25 protein-coding genes are annotated in these 17463 nt (G+C 64.1%); 20 read left to right on the top strand and 5 right to left on the bottom strand.

The window, feature by feature from the left end; genetic code table 11:
* Positions 1 to 28 precede the first annotated feature (28 nt).
* From N5B55_RS10425 to N5B55_RS10520, 20 genes are all read left to right on the top strand, one after another.
* Entirely contained in the window at positions 29 to 1054 is a 1026-nt protein-coding gene (locus N5B55_RS10425; RefSeq protein ID WP_304538121.1) for a hypothetical protein, read from the top strand.
* The gene (locus tag N5B55_RS10430) at positions 1054 to 1671 is read left to right on the top strand and encodes a hypothetical protein (RefSeq protein WP_304538122.1); all 618 of its coding nucleotides are present in this window, start codon (positions 1054 to 1056) and stop codon (positions 1669 to 1671) included. The genes N5B55_RS10425 and N5B55_RS10430 overlap by 1 nt, the downstream gene beginning before the upstream one ends.
* Positions 1628 to 2434: a hypothetical protein gene (locus N5B55_RS10435; RefSeq protein ID WP_304538123.1), complete on the top strand. Its 807-nt coding sequence runs from the start codon at positions 1628 to 1630 to the stop codon at positions 2432 to 2434. Before N5B55_RS10430 ends, N5B55_RS10435 begins: the two co-directional genes overlap by 44 nt.
* Positions 2434 to 2778 carry a hypothetical protein gene (locus N5B55_RS10440; RefSeq protein WP_304538124.1) on the top strand — a complete coding sequence of 115 codons (345 nt, stop codon included), beginning with the start codon at positions 2434 to 2436 and terminating at the stop codon, positions 2776 to 2778. The genes N5B55_RS10435 and N5B55_RS10440 overlap by 1 nt, the downstream gene beginning before the upstream one ends.
* Before the next feature lies 1 nt (position 2779).
* A complete protein-coding gene (locus tag N5B55_RS10445; RefSeq protein WP_304538125.1) occupies positions 2780 to 3022 on the top strand; it encodes a hypothetical protein in 243 nt (80 codons plus the stop codon).
* Complete coding sequence (locus N5B55_RS10450) at positions 3019 to 3222, top strand: hypothetical protein (protein ID WP_304538126.1); 204 nt, start codon at positions 3019 to 3021, stop codon at positions 3220 to 3222. The genes N5B55_RS10445 and N5B55_RS10450 overlap by 4 nt, the downstream gene beginning before the upstream one ends.
* Positions 3219 to 3587, top strand: a complete 369-nt coding sequence (locus tag N5B55_RS10455; RefSeq protein WP_304538127.1) for a hypothetical protein — start codon at positions 3219 to 3221, stop codon at positions 3585 to 3587. Before N5B55_RS10450 ends, N5B55_RS10455 begins: the two co-directional genes overlap by 4 nt.
* Positions 3588 to 3618: 31 nt before the next feature.
* Positions 3619 to 4260 carry a hypothetical protein gene (locus N5B55_RS10460; RefSeq protein WP_304538128.1) on the top strand — a complete coding sequence of 214 codons (642 nt, stop codon included), beginning with the start codon at positions 3619 to 3621 and terminating at the stop codon, positions 4258 to 4260.
* Positions 4261 to 4334: 74 nt separating this feature from the next.
* Positions 4335 to 4718 (top strand): hypothetical protein, encoded by a 384-nt coding sequence (locus N5B55_RS10465; protein WP_304538129.1) that lies wholly within the window; start codon positions 4335 to 4337, stop codon positions 4716 to 4718.
* Positions 4719 to 4955: 237 nt separating this feature from the next.
* The gene (locus tag N5B55_RS10470; RefSeq protein ID WP_304538130.1) at positions 4956 to 5363 is read left to right on the top strand and encodes a hypothetical protein; all 408 of its coding nucleotides are present in this window, start codon (positions 4956 to 4958) and stop codon (positions 5361 to 5363) included.
* A 40-nt stretch (positions 5364 to 5403) separates the two neighbouring features.
* Positions 5404 to 6087 carry a hypothetical protein gene (locus tag N5B55_RS10475; protein ID WP_304538131.1) on the top strand — a complete coding sequence of 228 codons (684 nt, stop codon included), beginning with the start codon at positions 5404 to 5406 and terminating at the stop codon, positions 6085 to 6087.
* Positions 6084 to 7868: a DNA cytosine methyltransferase gene (locus tag N5B55_RS10480; RefSeq protein WP_304538132.1), complete on the top strand. Its 1785-nt coding sequence runs from the start codon at positions 6084 to 6086 to the stop codon at positions 7866 to 7868. The genes N5B55_RS10475 and N5B55_RS10480 overlap by 4 nt, the downstream gene beginning before the upstream one ends.
* Entirely contained in the window at positions 7865 to 8209 is a 345-nt protein-coding gene (locus N5B55_RS10485; protein ID WP_304538133.1) for a DUF4031 domain-containing protein, read from the top strand. The genes N5B55_RS10480 and N5B55_RS10485 overlap by 4 nt, the downstream gene beginning before the upstream one ends.
* A complete protein-coding gene (locus N5B55_RS10490; RefSeq protein WP_304538134.1) occupies positions 8202 to 8807 on the top strand; it encodes a J domain-containing protein in 606 nt (201 codons plus the stop codon). Before N5B55_RS10485 ends, N5B55_RS10490 begins: the two co-directional genes overlap by 8 nt.
* The gene (locus N5B55_RS10495; RefSeq protein WP_304538135.1) at positions 8807 to 9091 is read left to right on the top strand and encodes an ASCH domain-containing protein; all 285 of its coding nucleotides are present in this window, start codon (positions 8807 to 8809) and stop codon (positions 9089 to 9091) included. The genes N5B55_RS10490 and N5B55_RS10495 overlap by 1 nt, the downstream gene beginning before the upstream one ends.
* Before the next feature lie 52 nt (positions 9092 to 9143).
* Positions 9144 to 9365 (top strand): AlpA family transcriptional regulator, encoded by a 222-nt coding sequence (locus tag N5B55_RS10500; RefSeq protein WP_304538136.1) that lies wholly within the window; start codon positions 9144 to 9146, stop codon positions 9363 to 9365.
* Between the two features lie 1248 nt (positions 9366 to 10613).
* A complete protein-coding gene (locus tag N5B55_RS10505) occupies positions 10614 to 11198 on the top strand; it encodes a PAS domain S-box protein (RefSeq protein ID WP_304538137.1) in 585 nt (194 codons plus the stop codon).
* A gap of 117 nt (positions 11199 to 11315) precedes the next feature.
* The gene (locus N5B55_RS10510) at positions 11316 to 11465 is read left to right on the top strand and encodes a hypothetical protein (protein ID WP_304538138.1); all 150 of its coding nucleotides are present in this window, start codon (positions 11316 to 11318) and stop codon (positions 11463 to 11465) included.
* A 35-nt stretch (positions 11466 to 11500) separates the two neighbouring features.
* Positions 11501 to 12133, top strand: coding sequence for a DUF2968 domain-containing protein (locus N5B55_RS10515; RefSeq protein ID WP_304538139.1), 633 nt, complete (start codon positions 11501 to 11503; stop codon positions 12131 to 12133).
* 195 nt (positions 12134 to 12328) lie between these two features.
* Positions 12329 to 13057 carry a ribonuclease E gene (locus tag N5B55_RS10520; RefSeq protein ID WP_304538140.1) on the top strand — a complete coding sequence of 243 codons (729 nt, stop codon included), beginning with the start codon at positions 12329 to 12331 and terminating at the stop codon, positions 13055 to 13057.
* A gap of 25 nt (positions 13058 to 13082) precedes the next feature.
* Here the strand turns inward: N5B55_RS10520 and pcp are convergent, their stop codons facing one another.
* The 5 genes from pcp to pxpA form a co-directional block, all read right to left on the bottom strand.
* Positions 13083 to 13730 carry a pyroglutamyl-peptidase I gene (gene pcp, locus N5B55_RS10525; RefSeq protein ID WP_304538141.1) on the bottom strand — a complete coding sequence of 216 codons (648 nt, stop codon included), beginning with the start codon at positions 13728 to 13730 and terminating at the stop codon, positions 13083 to 13085.
* A 78-nt stretch (positions 13731 to 13808) separates the two neighbouring features.
* The gene (locus N5B55_RS10530) at positions 13809 to 14834 is read right to left on the bottom strand and encodes a TRAP transporter substrate-binding protein (protein WP_037028465.1); all 1026 of its coding nucleotides are present in this window, start codon (positions 14832 to 14834) and stop codon (positions 13809 to 13811) included.
* Positions 14835 to 14975: 141 nt separating this feature from the next.
* Positions 14976 to 15932 (bottom strand): DUF979 domain-containing protein, encoded by a 957-nt coding sequence (locus tag N5B55_RS10535; RefSeq protein ID WP_065858974.1) that lies wholly within the window; start codon positions 15930 to 15932, stop codon positions 14976 to 14978.
* 3 nt (positions 15933 to 15935) lie between these two features.
* On the bottom strand, positions 15936 to 16661 hold the full coding sequence (locus tag N5B55_RS10540; protein ID WP_304538142.1) for a DUF969 domain-containing protein: 726 nt from the start codon (positions 16659 to 16661) through the stop codon (positions 15936 to 15938).
* Between the two features lie 56 nt (positions 16662 to 16717).
* Entirely contained in the window at positions 16718 to 17461 is a 744-nt protein-coding gene (gene pxpA / locus N5B55_RS10545; RefSeq protein WP_037028832.1) for a 5-oxoprolinase subunit PxpA, read from the bottom strand.
* Between the last annotated feature and the right edge of the window lie 2 nt (positions 17462 to 17463).

The following is a 17463-nucleotide window of genomic DNA, read 5'->3' on the forward strand; positions in this document are numbered from 1 at the left end:
CGCAACCCGCCATCCATCAAGGAATCGCATGACCACCACCACCCTACCTGAACCGGTCCGCGCTGCCCCGCAGTTGCCCGTGCGCGCCGGCTTCTTCGACCTGGAAGGCTTCGAGCTGCTGCAGCGCGTAGCGAAAGCGTTCGCTTCGTCGACGCTCGTGCCACAGCAGTTCCAGGGCAACATGGCCAACTGCATGATCGCGCTGAACCTCGCCGAGCGGCTGAAGGCCGATGCGCTGATGGTGATGCAGAACCTGTACATCGTGCACGGGCGCCCTGGCTGGTCGGCAAAGTTCCTGATCGCCACGTTCAACCACTGCGGGCGCTTCACCGCCGTCAAATACGAGTTCTTCGGCGAGCCCAACACCGATTCGTGGGGCTGCCGCGCATCGTCGGTTGAACTGAGCAGCGGCGAGCGCATCGTCGGACCGGACATCACCATCAAGATGGCGAAGGAAGAGGGCTGGTACAACAAGACCGGTTCGAAGTGGAAGACCATCCCGCAGCTCATGCTGATGTATCGCAGCGCGGGCTGGATGATCAACACCGCGGCACCAGAAATCTCGATGGGCCTGCCGACGCAGGAGGAGTTGCACGACATCATCGACGTGCGACCCGACGGCACGGTGACATTCGGCGGCGTCGAAGAAGGCGGCAGCCGCGCGCCGGCTGCAGTGGAGGTGCCGCAGCCGCAGTCCAAGAGCGAGCGCGCGGCGATCGAGGCATCGCAGCCGAACACCATCCCGCAGGAACTGCCGCAAGGCGAGCCCGCAGCAGTTCCTACGCCCGCGCCAGCCGCGCGCGCACGCCGCAGCGCACAACTGGCTCCCGCGCCTGCCCCGGCCAACCGCGAACCCGGGTCCGATGACGACTTTGAACAACCGGTCGGCGAGCCGGTGAGCGAGAGCGTCATCCGCATCCTTAAGACTAAGTTGGAGCAGGCCGCGCTCGGTGAAGCCGACATGCGCAAGCGCTTCGGCTTCGGCTACGACGGCGTGACCACGACGAATTACAACGACGTCGTGGCCTGGACCGAAGACCCGATGGGTGCGTGATGAACGAGCTGCGATTCGATCCTGTCGGGCACGTGTACACGGTGGGCGCGCAGCGCGTGCCCAGCGTGACGCAGATCCTCGCGCCGTTGGTCGACTACTCCCAGGTGCCGCGCGATGTGCTGGAACGCGCGCGGCGGCTCGGCCAGGCCGTTCACCGGATGACGGAACTCTACGATCTGGACGACCTGGACATGGACGACCTCGCCGACGAGCTGCGGCCGTATCTCACCGCGTGGATCAAGTTTCGCGCCGAGACCGGCTTCGTGCCCGAGACGATCGAAAAGCGGCTCTACCACCCCGCCCTGCGCTTCGCCGGTACGCCTGACCGCTCGGGCCTCATCAACCGTCGCCGCGCCGTGATCGACATCAAAAAGATGATGTACCTCGGGCCGGTGATTGGGCTGCAGCTCTCCGCCTACGAGCAACTGTTCGAGAAGAACGGCATCCACATCGAAGACCGCTATGCGCTGGGCCTGCGCGCCGACGGCACATACCGCCTCCAACCCTACACCGATAAGAGCGACTGGCCGGTGTTCCTGTCGCTGTTGACCACCCGCAACTGGAAGGAAAAACATGGATACGAAACCGCTGGTGAACCTGCAAGTGCCGCAGCCTGAGCAGGCGCTGTTCAAGCAGGCCAACTCCGCATTGGAGATGGCCAAGGCCTACACGATCGACAGCCCGCAGGTGCGCGACCTGGCCGCGCGCGAGCTGACCAAGATCAAGGCCTTGCAGAAGGACGTCGACACGAAGCGCAAGAGCATCACGCAGCCCATCGACGCCGCCAAGAAGGCCGTGATGGATCTGTTCCGCGCGCCAACCGACTATCTCGACCAGGCCGAGGTGCTGCTCAAGAAAGCCATCACGACCTACGACCGCGAGCAGGAGCGCAAGCGCATCGAGGAGCAGGCCAAGGCTGAAGAGCTGGCCCGCCAGGAGCGCGCACGCATGGAAGCCGAGGCCGCCGCAGCCGAAGCCGCCGCGCAGGCCGAGGCACAGGAGATCCAGCGCAAGGCTGAGCAGGCCGCCGCCGCGGGCGATGTTGAAGCCGCCGCGCGCCTGAACGCCGAAGCCGAGAGCCGCGTCGAGCAAGGTGCCGCCGAGGCGGCCACGCTGCAGCAGACGGCCACGCTCATCACCGCACCGGTCGTCGCCTCGATCCCGCAGACGAAAGGCGTGTCGACCCGCATGGTCTGGAAGGCCGAGGTGACCGACAAGCTCGCGCTGGTGCGCTTCGTGGCCGCGCACCCCGAGTACGTCGACCTGCTCGACGCCAACATGCCGGCGATCAACAAGATCGCGCTGGCCCTCAAGAAGAACTGCCCGCTGGAAGGCGTGCGCGTGTTCGAGGATTCCGTGATCGCCGCGAGGGCCGCGTAATGGATCAGTCAGAAAACCGCTTCTACCGTGAGCGTGATGGCGCGGCAGCCGATGGCGGCCCCGCGTTCCCCGTCGCTGATAGGGATGTGGCTCATGCGGCTGGCAGCGCCGCCGTCATAGGCGTTACCGATCCAACCGAGAGGGATCGTCTGTACGCCGATGCATACAACAAGGCGGTGCGTGGCATGACTCTGCGCGATCACTTCGCCGGTCTTGCCATGCAGGCCTACATCGTCTCTCGCGCAGGTGTCTACGACCGTGGCCCCGAGAAATTCGACGAAGACTTGTCGCGTTGGGCATTCGAGACTTCCGACGCGATGCTGCGCGCACGGGAGGCCGTCTGATATGCGCCAGATCGTCATCACCTTCGACACCGACCGGGGCTACGCAGTGACCGAAAACGGTCTGACGGTGGATCGCCTCGCATGGGACGAAATGCTCGGCCAGGTCGCCCAACTGACACACGCGCAGCTCGGGAAACCGCGCTACACGATGTTGACGCCCGAGGAATACCACGCTCAGGAAGACAAATACAAGACGAGCGCGGAACAACGTCTGCATTTCGACGAGCGAGGCATCCCCGTATGACCGCCGATTGCGCCATCCGCCAAGCGCTCGCGCGCATTGCGCCGCACCTCGAATCGCTGCCGCCCATCGACCGAGAGCTGTTGCGACCCGCCGCGCGCGCGATCGAGAACGACGTCGAAGTGATCGCCGTGCCCGAGCGCGTCATCGCGCGCATCCGCGACATCGACGCCCGTCTACCCAAGAACAGGAATCCGCAATGACCACCCTCACCACCGAGAAATTCGACCAGTGGGCCATCGTCGAGTTGTTTGGCCACCAACGTATCGCCGGCCGCGTTACCGAGCAGACCGTCGGCGGTTGCTCCTTCGTCCGCATTGACGTACCCGCGTGCGAGGCAGCCGGCAGCAACCCGGCCACGCAAGCGTTCACGAAGCTGTTCGGAAACGGCGCCATCTACGGCATCAGCTTTGTCGACGAAGCCACCGCATGCATGGCGGCGCGCCAACTGCGCGTGCAGCCGATCAACACCTACGAGCTGCGCCGCGCGCTCCAGGATCTGCCGTCCATCGGCGGCATGCCCAGTCGGCAGCCCGAGCTGATCGAAGACGACGACATGCCCTACTGATACCCCACCCCGAAGGAGCACCACCATGAAGATGTTCGAGATCGAGCGGAAGCTCGTGAAGGTCAAAAGCGTCACCTGCGTCGCCGAGTTCAAGGGCGACAAACGCGAGCACGCCTGCAGCGTCAAAATCGAGTACCAGACCGACAACACCGTGCTCGACGTGCTGGAGCCCGGCCTGCGCAAAGCGTTCTACGAAAAGGACAACGGCAAGACCAAGACCGACGAAGAAGGCCAGGGCGAACTCTCGCTGCCGCGCCAGGACGTCGACCTCACCCAGCGCAAACTGCCGCTGGTGAACATGCCGCTGAAGCTCATCAAGGAACTGGCCGGCTACCACCTGACCTACCACTGCGGCGCCAGCGAGGCGTCGGAGATCCGCCTGGCAGAGGTGGAGCTGTCCGATTTCGCCGTCAACCTGCAGCCGGGTGGCACTGTCACCGTCGTCTTCAACGCCTACTCGAAGCCGGGCGCGGATGTGCAGGGCCGCATCGACCACATGGCCCAGACCGAAATCGAGATCAGCCTCACCGCGCCGGAAGAACGCCAGCAGGAACTGAAGCCGGCCGACGGCAAGGGCGCGGGCAAGAAGACGGCAGCCGAGAAGAAAGGCGGCAGCGATGACCCGTTCGCCGGCTCCGACCTGGCCCAGGACGACACCAAGATCGAGGCGTAACTCTTCCGTCGGGGGCGGCGCACTCCCCCGTCCGGCGCCGCCCTCCTTTTTATTCCATTCCACTGCGTGACGTCATGGCCCATCTCAATCTGCAAAACATCGTCAACGGCGGCAAGCGCCGCGCCGAGCGCAATGCGCACAAGGTGTGCACCGCGCTGATGGCGGCCAAGGCAAAGGGCTGCACCACGCGCGAGCTGTCCGCGTGGACCGGGCTGTCGCAGAACACCTGCCTGATCCATCTGTATGCCTTGCGCGATCGCGATGAGGCGCACCTCGGCAAGCCGCGCGAGAGCAAGCACCGGTTCATCGACGTTTGGGTGTACGGGCCGGCCAATGCGGAAGCCGAACAGCACCGCGCCGACCCCGCCGAAGCCGAGATGAAAGCCGATATCGCAGCGGCGCATGAGGAATGGGCACGTGACTGGCGGCCGCGCCGGGCCGAGGCGGCTTGGTTCTAACGATCAACGGGGTGATTGCGCAGTGGTGATGCGCAGCGACTAGTAAGCGTGGATGCGGCCAAGGCGAGGCATCGCTCATGGCAGAGGTGGCCCACCAATAGGGCGAGCAACAGGCATCCAGGGCCGTACAGATTGGGGCAGTAGTTCGACGCGGCGACCCCAACCCCTATCGCGGACACATCGTGCGGCAGCGAGCCGGAGATACCACCGGCCACCCCACCCTACTACGAGGAAGACATGCAGCCACAACTTACGCAACGCGGCCACCGACACGTCGAGGCCTTCTGCCTGATGAACTATGCCTGCAAGTGCGGCCATCACGAGGTCATTTGGAACAGCCGCGACGGCGTGACGGCATTCAGTGCCCCGTGCCCGAGCTGCGGCGATGTGATGGGCATGCACCACGTCGCCTTCAAGAGCGATGTGTACGCGCCGCAGCATCAGCCACATCACGGTCAGCGCGTGTGGGTCACCATGACCTACAACCGGGCGGAGGAGTTCGCCAAGAAGCGCATCGACGCGATGAAGGCGAAGGGCTGGGATGGGCCCGCCAATGTGGCCGATGTTGCCACCAGCATCTACCACGAAGGCATGGCGGCCGACCTGCGCGTGCACGGCTACGATTTCGAGTTCGGGAAGGTGTGACATGACGACCGAAACCGTATCCGGCGCGCTGTATGACGCCATGTCGCTGGCCCTGAAAGACATCGAGGCCGTGCTGGCGCGCCACGGCTGCCCGGCGGGCGCCACCATGACGGATTGGATCGATGAGCAGCTCACCGCGCTGGCGGCGACGGCGAAGCCGGTCGACATGCTGCTGCTCTGCCCGGCTTGCGGTATGCAGCACATTGATGCCGTCGAGACCGGCACCACGCTGTCGCGCTCCGGTCTGGACACGCTGACCGAAACCGAGGTGGTGACCTGGAGCAACCCGCCGCACCGCTCGCACATGTGCCACGGCTGCGGCCACCAGTGGCGTCCGGCTGACGTGGCGACCAACGGCGTTGCGGAGCTGAAGACCAAGGGCAGGAATGACTCGCCGCGTGTGGCTCGGGAGATCGCTTTTCAGGATCGAGAAGACATGCAGGCGCTCCGCGACATGCTGAACGATGCCCGCGCCGAGTTGGACATGATGCGCGCGGCGTTGGGTGTGCCGGTCGAGCCGCATCAATTTCTCATGGAGCGGATGCTCAACGCGGCCAAAAAAGCAAGCCAGCAATCACCCGCTCCGAAAGGCCTGCGTGGCTTCTCGCCGCGCGGAGATTTCGCCGTCGAGCTGCGTTTCCATTCGTGCCGCTTGGCCCAAGCCTACCTGCACGACATCGCGGCGCAGGTCGCCAACAACATGCCGCAGGAGGCCGCACGATGATCCGCCGCCAGTACAACAGCTTCGGGTTCTGCAGCGGTCTCGGCGGCGGCGCCAAGGGCTTCAAAAAGGCGGTGTCACAGGTAGGCGCAAAGACTGCCACCTGGAAGTGCATCGGCGGCATCGACAACGATCCTGCGGCGGCACGCGATTTCCACAAGCTGGTCGGTGTACCGTGCACGGTCTTGGACCTATTCACGCGCCAACAATACGTCGCCTTCCATGGTGCCGAGCCGCCTTCGGATTGGCGCGAAGCGACGGCAGAAGACATCCGCCGCGCCGCCGGATATGAGCACCCGCACTGCGTGTTTATCTCGTCGCCGTGCAAAGGCGCCTCCGGCCTGCTGGCCGAGAGCCTGAGCCGAACGCCGAAATACCAGGCGCTCAACGAGCTGACGCTGCGGTGCGTCTGGCTGATGTGCGAGGCCTGGAAAGATGATCCCGTCGAGCTGATCGTCTTCGAGAACGTGCCGCGCCTGGCCACGCGCGGGCGGCACCTGCTCGACCAGATTAAAAAGCTGCTGGCCTACTACGGCTACGCGGTCAATGAGACGTCGCACGACTGCGGCCTGATCGGTGGCCTGGCGCAGAGCCGGAAGCGCTTCCTCATGGTCGCGCGGCACACGGCCAAGGTTCCGGCGTTCCTGTACGAGCCGCCGATGAAGCGCCTGCAGGGCGTCGGCACCGTGCTCGGCCGCATGCCGTTGCCGGGCGATCTCACTGGCGGCCCCATGCACCGCGTGCCGTCGTTGCAGTGGAAGACGTGGGTACGTCTGGCGTTCGTGGAAGCCGGCAGCGACTGGCGCAGCTTGAACAAGTTGGCGATCGAGAATGGCAACCTGCGCGACTACTTGATCGTGCCGGAACGTCGTAACGGGCACCTCGGCGTGCACGGCTGGGGTGATTCGATGGGAGCCATCGCGGGCGAGTCTTTGCCGACAAATGGCGCGTTCTCCATCGCCGATCCGCGTGGCCCCGCAAATGCTGCCCAATACCAACAGTACGGCGTGCTCAACTGGCAGGAGCCATCCGGCGCCATCATCGGCGTGAAGTCGCCCGGCCAAGGCACATTCAGCGTGGCCGACCCTCGGCACCTAGGCACACCGAAGCACAACAACGAATTCCGCATCGTCCCGTGGAACGACCCCGCCCGCGCGGTGACTGGCGCGCACGGTACCGGCCAATGCGTGGCAGATCCGCGCCGCGATGGGCCGACGTTCGGCAAGTACGCCGTGACGCCTTGGAACGATGCCACGGGCACGATCATCGCCGGCAGCACGACCGGCCAGGGCGCGTTCGCGGTTGCTGATCCACGCCCCGGCATGCGCCGCGAGCGCGGCGACAACTACCTGACTGGCGGCCACTACGGCGTGGTTGGTTGGGATCAGCCGAGCGGCGCGGTGTCGGCAGCGGCTGGGCACGACAACGGCCGCTGGTCTGTTGCTGACCCGCGTATGCCGGCTGCGAACGACAAGCTCGTGGCGATCATCCGCGCGCTGGATGGCACGTGGCACCGGCCGTTCACCACGCTGGAGTTGGCCGCATTGCAGTCGCTGATCGAGCCGGAGGAATACTTGGAACTCGACGGCCTGAGCGATCAGGCTTGGCGCGAGCGCATCGGGAACGCTGTCCCGCCCGATGCCGCACAGGCCATCGCCGAGGTGATGGGCACCACTCTCCTCCTGGCCGAGTCCGGCGAGACGTTCCAGCTCTCGGCGACGCCGGTGTGGGTTCGTCCGGTGGCAATCGCCCTTTCGGTCGAGCAGATTTTGGAGGCCGCATGACCGTCTACGTCGACGACATGCACCTTACCGACCTGGGCCGCTTCGGACGCATGCGCATGTGCCACATGATCGCAGACACCACCGACGAGCTGGTAAGCATGGCGCGCTGCATCGGCGTCGATCCGAAGTGGATCCAGAAAGCGGGCACCGAGCGCGAGCACTTCGACATCGCCACCGGCAAACGCGCGCTCGCCGTGGCGGCCGGCGCGATCGAGATCACCATGCGGCACGCGGCGGCCATGACGGCGCACCGGCGCCAGTTCGGCAAGCTCGGCCAGCCTGACATCGCGCTGGCGTGGCTGCTTGGTCGCACGGCGACCATCGGAGAAACCAATGTTTGACGCCTATCCCCTGCAGTGGCCGGACGCGCGGCCACGTACTGCCTCGTACAGCCGCGAGTCGGCCAAGTTCGACGTGACCTTTGCCCGCGCGCGCGACAACATCGTGCGCGAGGTGACGCTGCTGTGTGGCGGGCGGTTCGCTGCCGACCCGCAGATCGTGGTGAGCACGAACGTGGCGTTGCGCCGCGACGGCCTGCCGCTCGCCAATCAGCGCCAGCCGGACGACGTGGGCGTGGCCGTCTACTTCGTCTACAAGAAACGGCAGATGTCGTTCGCCTGCGACCGCTGGCGCAAGATCGAGCACAACATGCAGGCCATCGCCAAGACGATCGAGGCGCTGCGCGGCATTGCGCGCTGGGGCACCGGCGACATGTTGGAGGCGGCATTTACCGGCTTCGCCGCGCTGGCGGCGCCCGGCGCCGAGAAGACTTGGCGCGAGGTGCTGGGCGTGGCCGCGCACGAGCGCGACATTGATGTCGTGCGCACGGCGTTCCGCAGGCAGGCTGCCGAGCATCACCCCGACCGAGGCGGCTCGCTTGAGCGAATGGCTGCTGTCAATGCGGCGTGGCAGCAGGCCAAGGCCGAGTTGGAGGCGTGATGCGCGTACTCACCATTCCCGTCAAGGGCATCTATTTCGACCAGATCAAGGCCGGCACCAAGCCCGAGGAGTACCGCCTGGTGACCGACTACTGGCGCGCGCGGCTCTTCGGCAAGGAATACGACGAGATCGTGCTGACGCGCGGCTATCCGCACAAGGATGCGGCGGACCGCCGGCTGCGTCTCCCTTACCAGGGCTGGCAGATCAAGGTCATCACGCACCCGCATTTCGGCGCGAAGCCGGTTGAGGTCTTCGCGATTGACGTTACAGGAACACCGTTGTGACCGAAGCAGCAGCACGCATCATCGAAACGACCAAACAGCACTGGGGCCTGAAATGAGAGCGATCCGTATCAAAGAGGTGATCCAGAAGGTCAGCCTCAGCCAATCGACCATCTACGCGATGATCGCCAGGGGCGAATTCCCGAAATCCTTTGAGCTGACGCCCGGCCGGGTGGCGTGGCTGGAGAGTGACATTGACGCCTGGCTGGCCGGGAAGGCTGGCCGTCCCCTGCCAACCACCCACGAAACAGGGGCAGAAGAAGGCGCTTTGGCGTAACTGGGGTGAAAACAGGGGTCAGGGTTGGCTGACGATTGGAGACCCAAACTGGACAACGCTTTGCGGGAGCAGTTTGGCGCTCACCGCTTCCGCCAGTCCTTGGTTCCAAGGCGCTCTAGATTTCTCCCCCACTCCCCCACTCTTCCAGCCCGCGCCGCTTTGTCAGTGCCGCGCGGTGGGCCAAAACGCATCGGCGGTCTTGTCCCAGCGCCCCGGCAATCGCGAGGCGAACGCGCTTCGCTCCATTGCCCGCGATGGAAGACGACAGCAATTGCAACGTGACGCCGTCCAAACCCAGTTTTTCCGGGAGACCTCGCAGCGTGGTCTTCCGGAAACGCTGCTCAAGGAGCCGTTTAACAGGTGGGACGGCGCGGGAAACGTCACGAGGACCCGACGGCGGTGTTCCCGCCGGGCTTCTCTTCTTGCGCTCTGACTGCTTGATGGGGAGAACTGCCGATTGAGGGAGAGGATTCTCGGCCATGCAGCTGCCCAGGTTTGCTAACGCTTTGCCGGGTGCTGGAGCATCGCGCTTGCGCCACCCACACCGCAAAACAATTGCCGCGATCTTGGTACAACGTGACCTTGCAAATCAAATCCATTTGATTTGATCGTTAAATCAATATCGTTTTATTTTTTTGGAATGAAATAACCTGACAGCGCTCCGTCATGCCCGTTGGCAAAGAAAGGACGCGAGCACTGCCTCAAGCCCCGAGGAGGCTTGAGGCAGGTCGAGCGCGTAAAGACACTCCCCGTTCTTCGAATTCGGCATGCGCCGTTCTTATGTGGTTTTCACCAATCATCTGATTGGTGATCACCCTGCGCATCAACGCCAAGCAATATCGCCGGAATGCCAACTCGAAAAAACGGGGGTGAATCCGCTCACCCCGTTCCTCCGAAGCTGACCTGGCCTGTCAAAGCCGGGCGACCTGCTGTTTTCCCCGTTGCCCGCCCTGCGCCGGCTCCATGGAACCGCGCGGGCGCTGAACTTTTTTATTAGGCGTGATGCCAATGCCGAATATTGTCGAGAACGATAGCAGACGCTATTCTGACTGGCACCCTGCTAAATAGAGGGCAAGCACCTGCCGCCAAATGCAGTCCATGCGAGCCGGAGCGTGGGAAATGGAGCCGAGGGGCGGTAATCACAATGTTGGTGCAGCCGCGTGTCGGTGATGAACGTGGCACACGGCTGGTAAAGCACATCGGCGCCTGGCTATCGGTTCTTTGTATTGCAACCACCCGCGGCAGACCATGGAAATCCTCAAGGATGTAAGCGCGATTGCTTTAGCCAATAGTCTTCCAGACGGCGTCTTCCTGGTCGACGAGCGTGGGCGGATTCGTCACGCCAATGCAGCGTGGGAAGACATTCTGGGTTATCGGGCATCCGATCTGCTGGGGCAGACCATGCTCGAACTCGTGGCGCCGGACGACCGCGACAGAACGCAAAAGCAAGCGGGTCGCGTGCAGGCTGGCATTAAGTGCACCGGATTTGAGAATCGCTATCGGCACCAGTCGGGCACCGATGTCCATTTGTCATGGTCGGCACAGTGGAACGTGGAGCATCGACTGCGCATTGGCGTGGCGCGCCATGTCACCGCATTGAGGACGCTGGCGGAGCCCAGCCCGCTGGCGCAACTGCAGGCGCGTCTGGCACCTCACGAATCCCGGGTATTGCAGTTGCTGTTGACTGAAGCCGCAGAAAAGCAGATTGCGGAACAGCTCGGTCTGGCCACGTCGACCACGCACTCTTACATTACGAGCGTCTATCGCAAGTTCGGCGTGCGTGGGCGCGCGGGGCTGATGAGCCTGTGGCTCAAAGAGATGCAAAGCCGCTGATACCCCCCTGTATCACGGCATCGTCGCATCACAAACGCACGGGCCCGCGTCACGCGTTTGCAGAGAGAGTTGCGGCGCTTGAAAGCCGCGCTTGGCACGTCAAAGCGGAATCAGGACGTGGGCGACTTCCTGATCGAGATCTTCCGCGAGCGCGTGTCCTTCAGCGAATGGCAGTGCATCGTGGCCGAGGCGCGACGCCGCCATGATTCAAAGGCGACGGAAGGTCAAATCGGTACGCTGCCTGCGGGGCCGGGCGCACAAAGCTGATATAGTCGCGTCGGCTCCGATTTCTGAACCTTGCGATGTCTCTCGTACTCCGCCGAACCGCTCTCTCGTTCGTCGCCGCAGCCTCGGTTGCAGGCGCTGGCCTGGTCCACGCGCAAGCAAGCGCACCACAAGCACCGGCAGTAACCACGGCTGCGTCGGGCGGCACCGTCGCTGAACTGCAGCAGTTGCTGGCGCAGAAGCGCCTGACCGAACTGCGCACGACCTACAACGGCGACTACGGCACGAGCCTGCTGCTCGTCAACGAAGACACCACGGCCTACGTTGCCCTGTCGTATCGCAAAGAATTGTGGCGTGTGTACAAGTTTGCGTCGGTCGCTCCGGCCGAAGGCGCATACGAAACGCTGGCCGGTCAGACCCGGACGTGGGCCGAAGATGACCTGCGCCGCGCCGTCACGGCGGGCCAAAAGGCGCAACTGGAGCGCGAAGCCCAGGCAGCTCAGCAGCGCGCCGCATCCCTAAGCCAGGAAGTGCGCATCATGCAGGCGCAGCGTCAGAAGATGCTGACCGAACAGCAGACCATGCGTCAGGAGACGAAGGCGCTGGATATCGAGCGCCGCGCGTACCAGACCCAGGTCGAATCGCTGCAGCAGCAGATCCGCTTGCTGGAAAAACAGCTCAACGATCCGCACTGGTCGCCAGCACCTTAAACGTCTCGTCAAGGGCTTTGACATTCACCTTCCTGGCTTGGCCCAACTGCGGCAGGCCAGCGACCTCTCCTCCTTCGATGCAACGCGCATCGACTTAGGAGCAATCTGATCGACCACCGTCCAACTGCCACTTAGCATGGCGCCTGCTTGCGCAGCCGGCTTGGATGCGCGCTGCGGCCATCAGCGGAGACGGACTTGGAATCCCCCAACTTCATCATCGACGGACACCTGCGCCTACCGGGCTTGGTGCGTATGCCGCCGCCCTTCGGGCCAGCACTCGACAGCGCGCAGCCCGGCGCCGCGACACAGGTCAGCGCATCGATCGATCCAGCAGCCCACTCGTGCGGTAACACCGGTACAGCACGCCATAGGCAGTGGCCTCAACGCCTGACCGCGCTGTCGATTGGCGTGGCATGCACGCTGGCGGCCGCGCTGCTTGGCTGGCAGACCGGGCAGCATCGGCAGCCGGCCGCAGAGCTTGATCAAACAACCGTGGCCGCCCTCGCCCCGCAGACCGCACCGCCGGTGCCGCTTGAACATGCTCCTGCATCGCCGGTGACGCCCGTGGAAATCGACGAAGCCCCGGAATCCGAAGCCGTTACCACAGCCGCAGCCGACGTTGTCGAGGCGCCCGACATGGCGTTCGACGAAACGGAAGTGGCCGCGCCGGTCATCGCTGCTGCACCGCCGGCCGTGACGCAATTGCCGGCGAAACCGATGCGACCGCGCGCACTGCAGCAGGCCGTTGCGCCCGCGCCGACGCATCCCAAGTTGCAGCGCACGCCCGTATCGCACGACGAAGCACCAGCGACCATCCAAGCAGAGTGGGCAACGGCCGAGACGGCGCCGATCACATCAGCCTATGCGCCGCCGGGCACGCCGGTGCGCATCGAACTGCAACGGCATACGCGCTTCACGGACTGACCAGAGCGCGTGCCGCCACGCCGACTTAGTGCAACTGGCCGCCGGTTTCGCGTACGTCGTGTAGCGTGCGCAGCGTTGTCTCGATGGCGATTCGCAGGCCGGTGACGATGGTGTCGTGCGCCATGCTCGGTTGCCCCGGATGCTTGGCTGCCTGCGACGGGAGATATGGGATGTGGATGAAGCCGCCGCGCATCGGCCGCTTCTGCCGGGCGATGGCATGCATCAGCCCATAGAAGACGTGGTTGCAGACAAAGGTGCCCGCTGCCTGCGAGACGGAGGCGGGAACACCGCCCGCACGCAGTTCGCGCACGATCGTCTTGATCGGTAGCGTTGAGAAATACGCGGCCGGCCCATCACTCGCGATGGCGATATCGATTGGTTGCTTGCCGGCGTTGTCGGCAATGCGGGCGTCGTCAACATTGATGGCGACGCGCTCGATGGCCATCTCGGCACGGCCACCGGCCTGCCCGACGGCGATCACCACATCCGGCTGCAAGGTCTGCAGCAACTTGCCGAGCACTTTGTTGGACTCGCCAAAGACGGTCGGCAACTGGCGCGCGACGATGTCGGCACCGGCGATTCCCTGGCCATCGAGGGTGCGCACGGCTTCCCACGACGGATTGATGGGTTCGTTCTCGAACGGGTCGAAACCGGTGACGAGGACGGTAGGCATGATGTTCTCCTGCGTGCTGCGTAAGACAAAAACGATGATAAACGTCTGTCGAACATCATGCCCAAGCGCATTGCGGCGTCAGTTTGCCTTGCTGCGCTTGTTCTCGAAGTTCAACAGGATGTCGACTTCTTCCGTGCCCGCGGTATGCAGCCACTCGCGCGTCAGACGTTCGCCCAGGCGGCGCATGTCGCCCTGCAGGGTCACGTCGGGATTGAGCACGCGCACGCCGGTCTTGGCGAGTTCGGCTTCGTCGCGCTCGTAGGTCTGGCGGCTGGAATCCCAACCGCGCGCCTCGTAATCCTTGGCGAGTTTGAGCACGGTCTGCTGCGTCGCGGGCGGGAGCTTGGCGAAGCGCGCCTCGTTCACGAACACGGCGTTCTTCGGGATCCACGCGTTGACCTTGTAGTAATAGGTCATGCGCTGGCCAGCCTTCGTCTCCAGACCAGTGGACGGCGAGGTGACCATCGTGTCGATCCGGCCGCCGGCAATCGCGGCAGTCAGATCAGCGGCTTCCACCTGCACGGCCTGCGCGCCGTACAGCTCGGCAATGCGTTTTTGCGCTGCGTTATAGGTGCGCAAACGATGTCCTTTCAGGTCGGACAAACGAGCGATCGGTGTTTCGGAATACAGGTTCTGCGGCGGCCAGGGCACGGCGTACAGCAGGCGCAAACCATTGGCCTTCATCAACGCTTCGATGTGGCTGCGCGAGGCATCCCACAGCAGGCGCGCATCGTTGTAGCCCGACACCACGAAGGGAATCGAATCCACGCCGAAAAGCGGATCGCGCTGAGCCAGCGTCGAGAGCATCACTTCGCCCGCTTCCGCCTTGCCGTCCTTGACGCCGTCAAAGATGGCGGCCGGCTTGAGCAGCGTGCCGTTCGGATAGACCTCGAGCTTGAGACCGCCATTGGTGGCGCTGCTGACAGCGCTGGCAAAGGCCTGCAGGTTTTGCGTATGGAAATTGACGGCCGGATACGGCGTGGCCACTCGGAGCGTTTCCGCGCTGGCTTGCGCGGCGGAAATCAACGACAGCGCGCTGGCTGCGAGAACACAAAAAAAGCGGCGTCCTGACATGGAACGGCCGCTCGTCATCTGGCTGCTCATGAATCCCCCCGGAGAAAGAGCACGATGCGAGGTCGACACGACTGCATGCCCTTGTCTCCCGGGCAGCGATCGCGCTGGGTGGCGTCCGCCGGCTGAGAACTGCCGGCGTGGCGCACACCGCACGCGACGCATTAAACACGATTAGTGGAGCATCAGGAAGTACAAGAGCACGATATTGGCTGCAAGCAACAGTAGCGCGGTCGGGACTTGCGCTTTGATCACAGCGTTCTTATCGGACAACTCCAGCAGCGCAGCCGGCACGATATTGAAGTTCGCCGCCATCGGCGTCATGAGCGTTCCGCAGTAGCCGGAGAACATGCCGATCGCCGCCATCACCGCCGGGTTGGCATGGAACACGCCCACCAGAATTGGCACGCCCACGCCGCCCGTCATGACCGGGAAGGCTGCAAAGCCGTTACCCATGATGACGGTGAACAATGCCATGCCCACGCAATAGACCACCACCGCGACCAGGCGATAGTCCATGTTGATGTAGGCGGTGGTCAGGTGCGCCACGGCCTTGCCCACGCCGGCATCGGCAAAGACGAAGCCCAGCATCGCCAGCATCTGTGGGAGCACCAGTGCCCAGCCAAGTGCTTCTGTCAGACGACGCGACTCACGCATGGCTTGCACCGGCGTGTCGCGTGTCAACCAGCAGGCCAGCGCCAGCGAGATAAGGCAGCCCAGCCCCAGCGAGACGAAGGTCTGGTTCTTCGGATCGAGCAGGAAGTCGCCGCCGATCTTGATGTCCTTGAGGAACACGCTCCCGATGACCGTGACCACTGGAATGGTCAGCGCTGGGATGAATAGACGGTTGCCCAGGCGCTTGGCCTGCGCACGGCGCTCTTCAGCAGACAGTTCGTTGTACTTGCCCAGCGTTACGCCGCCCACGCCAGCCAGCAGAGCCATCAGCAGTGCGCCACAGCCCACCAACATCGGCGGCATATTGTCGCCAATCAAAAAGATGACGGCGAAGATTGCCCAGAACAGGCCCGTGGTCCAGCGGCGGGGGTGGTTCTTGTCAGCAAAGGTCATCAGCGCGGTGATCGTCAGGATGATCCCGGCCAGCCAGTACAGATAGTTGATCGACAGAATCATGGCTTACCCCTGCTTGGCCGCAGCCGCGTTGGTGTTAGAGGAGGCACCCATTTCACGGGCAAGCCAGCCGTCCAGGCGCTTGAGGCGCACCGCGTGGATCAGGAACGCGCAGACCGCCGTCGGGATGCCCCACACCGCAACGTGCAGCGGTTCCACGTCGATGCCCGAGCCGAGCAGGAACGTGTGCATCAGCGCGATGGCGCCGAAGGCCACGAAGATGTCTTCGCCGAAGAACAGGCCGACGTTGTCGGTGGCGGCGCAGAAGGCCAGCAGGCGTTCGCGCACCGGCGCCGGCAGCTTGCCGAAGCGGCTCTCTGCGGCGCCTTCTGCCATTGGTGCAAGCATCGGGCGCACCATCTGAGGGTGACCGCCCAAGCTCATCAGGCCGGCAGCAGCCGTTAGCTCGCGTGCTCCCAGATAGACGATCAACAGACGGCCTACCGTAGCAGACTGAATGCGCGCAATCCAGTTCTGCGCGTGCTCACGCAGGCCGTGGCGCTCAAGCAAGCCCACCACCGCAAGCGGCAGCAGGATGATCAGTGGCAACGTCCTCGCCTTGATGACGCCCGTCCCGATCGCCGTCAGGATCTGCTCGATGGACATCGATGCCGCAAAACCGGTGGCGATGGCGGCCACGGCCACCACCAGCATCGGATTGAATCGCAGGATGAACCCCGCGATGATGACGACCACCCCGATCAGCGGCCATAGATTCACTGCCGTACCCATGTGGTGCTTCCCCCCCAAGTTGATAAAAAGCCCCGCTGGAAGGACGGGGCCGTGGCTCAGGCGCCGGCGCGAACAGCGATGCCTTCGCTGCCAAGCCGTTCCCGAATGCGTCGCGCGAACGCCAGCGCATGCGCGCCGTCGCCGTGCAGACAAACCGTTTCCGCGCGGATCGGAACCCACGTGCCGTCGATGGCCTTCACGCGCTGCTCGCGCACCATCGTCAGCGTCTGGTCCAGCGCGGCATCTTCGCTGTCGATCAGGGCGCCCGGCGTACCGCGTTTGACGAGCGAGCCGTCCGCGTTGTATCCGCGATCGGCAAACACCTCTTCCTTGGCCTTCAGGCCGAGTTCACGTGCAGCCTTGACCAGCTCACCGCCCGCCAGGCCAAACACCACCAACGACGGATCGAAATCGCGAATCGCCCGCACGATGGCGACGGCCAGAGGCCGGTCACGCGAAGCCTGGTTGTATAGCGCGCCGTGCGCCTTCACGTGGGCCAGCCTGCCGCCCTGCGCCCGCACGATGGCTGACAGCCCACCAATCTGGAACAGCACGCCCGCGTAGATTTCATCGGGTGGCAGATGCATTTCAGTGCGGCCGAAGTTTTCGCGATCGGGGAAGCTCGGATGCGCGCCGATCGACACGCCCTGGCGCAGCGCCCAGCCCACGGTCTGGCGCATCGTATTGACGTCGCCGGCGTGCCAGCCGCACGCGATGTTGGCGGAACTCACCAGGGCGAGCAGCGCCTCGTCGGTATCGCAGCCTTCGCCGAGGTCGGCGTTCAGATCAATTGCAGTCATGA

Origin of the sequence: Ralstonia pickettii, from assembly GCF_030582395.1 — a bacterium.
GTDB classification, from domain to species: Bacteria; Pseudomonadota; Gammaproteobacteria; order Burkholderiales; family Burkholderiaceae; genus Ralstonia; species Ralstonia pickettii_D.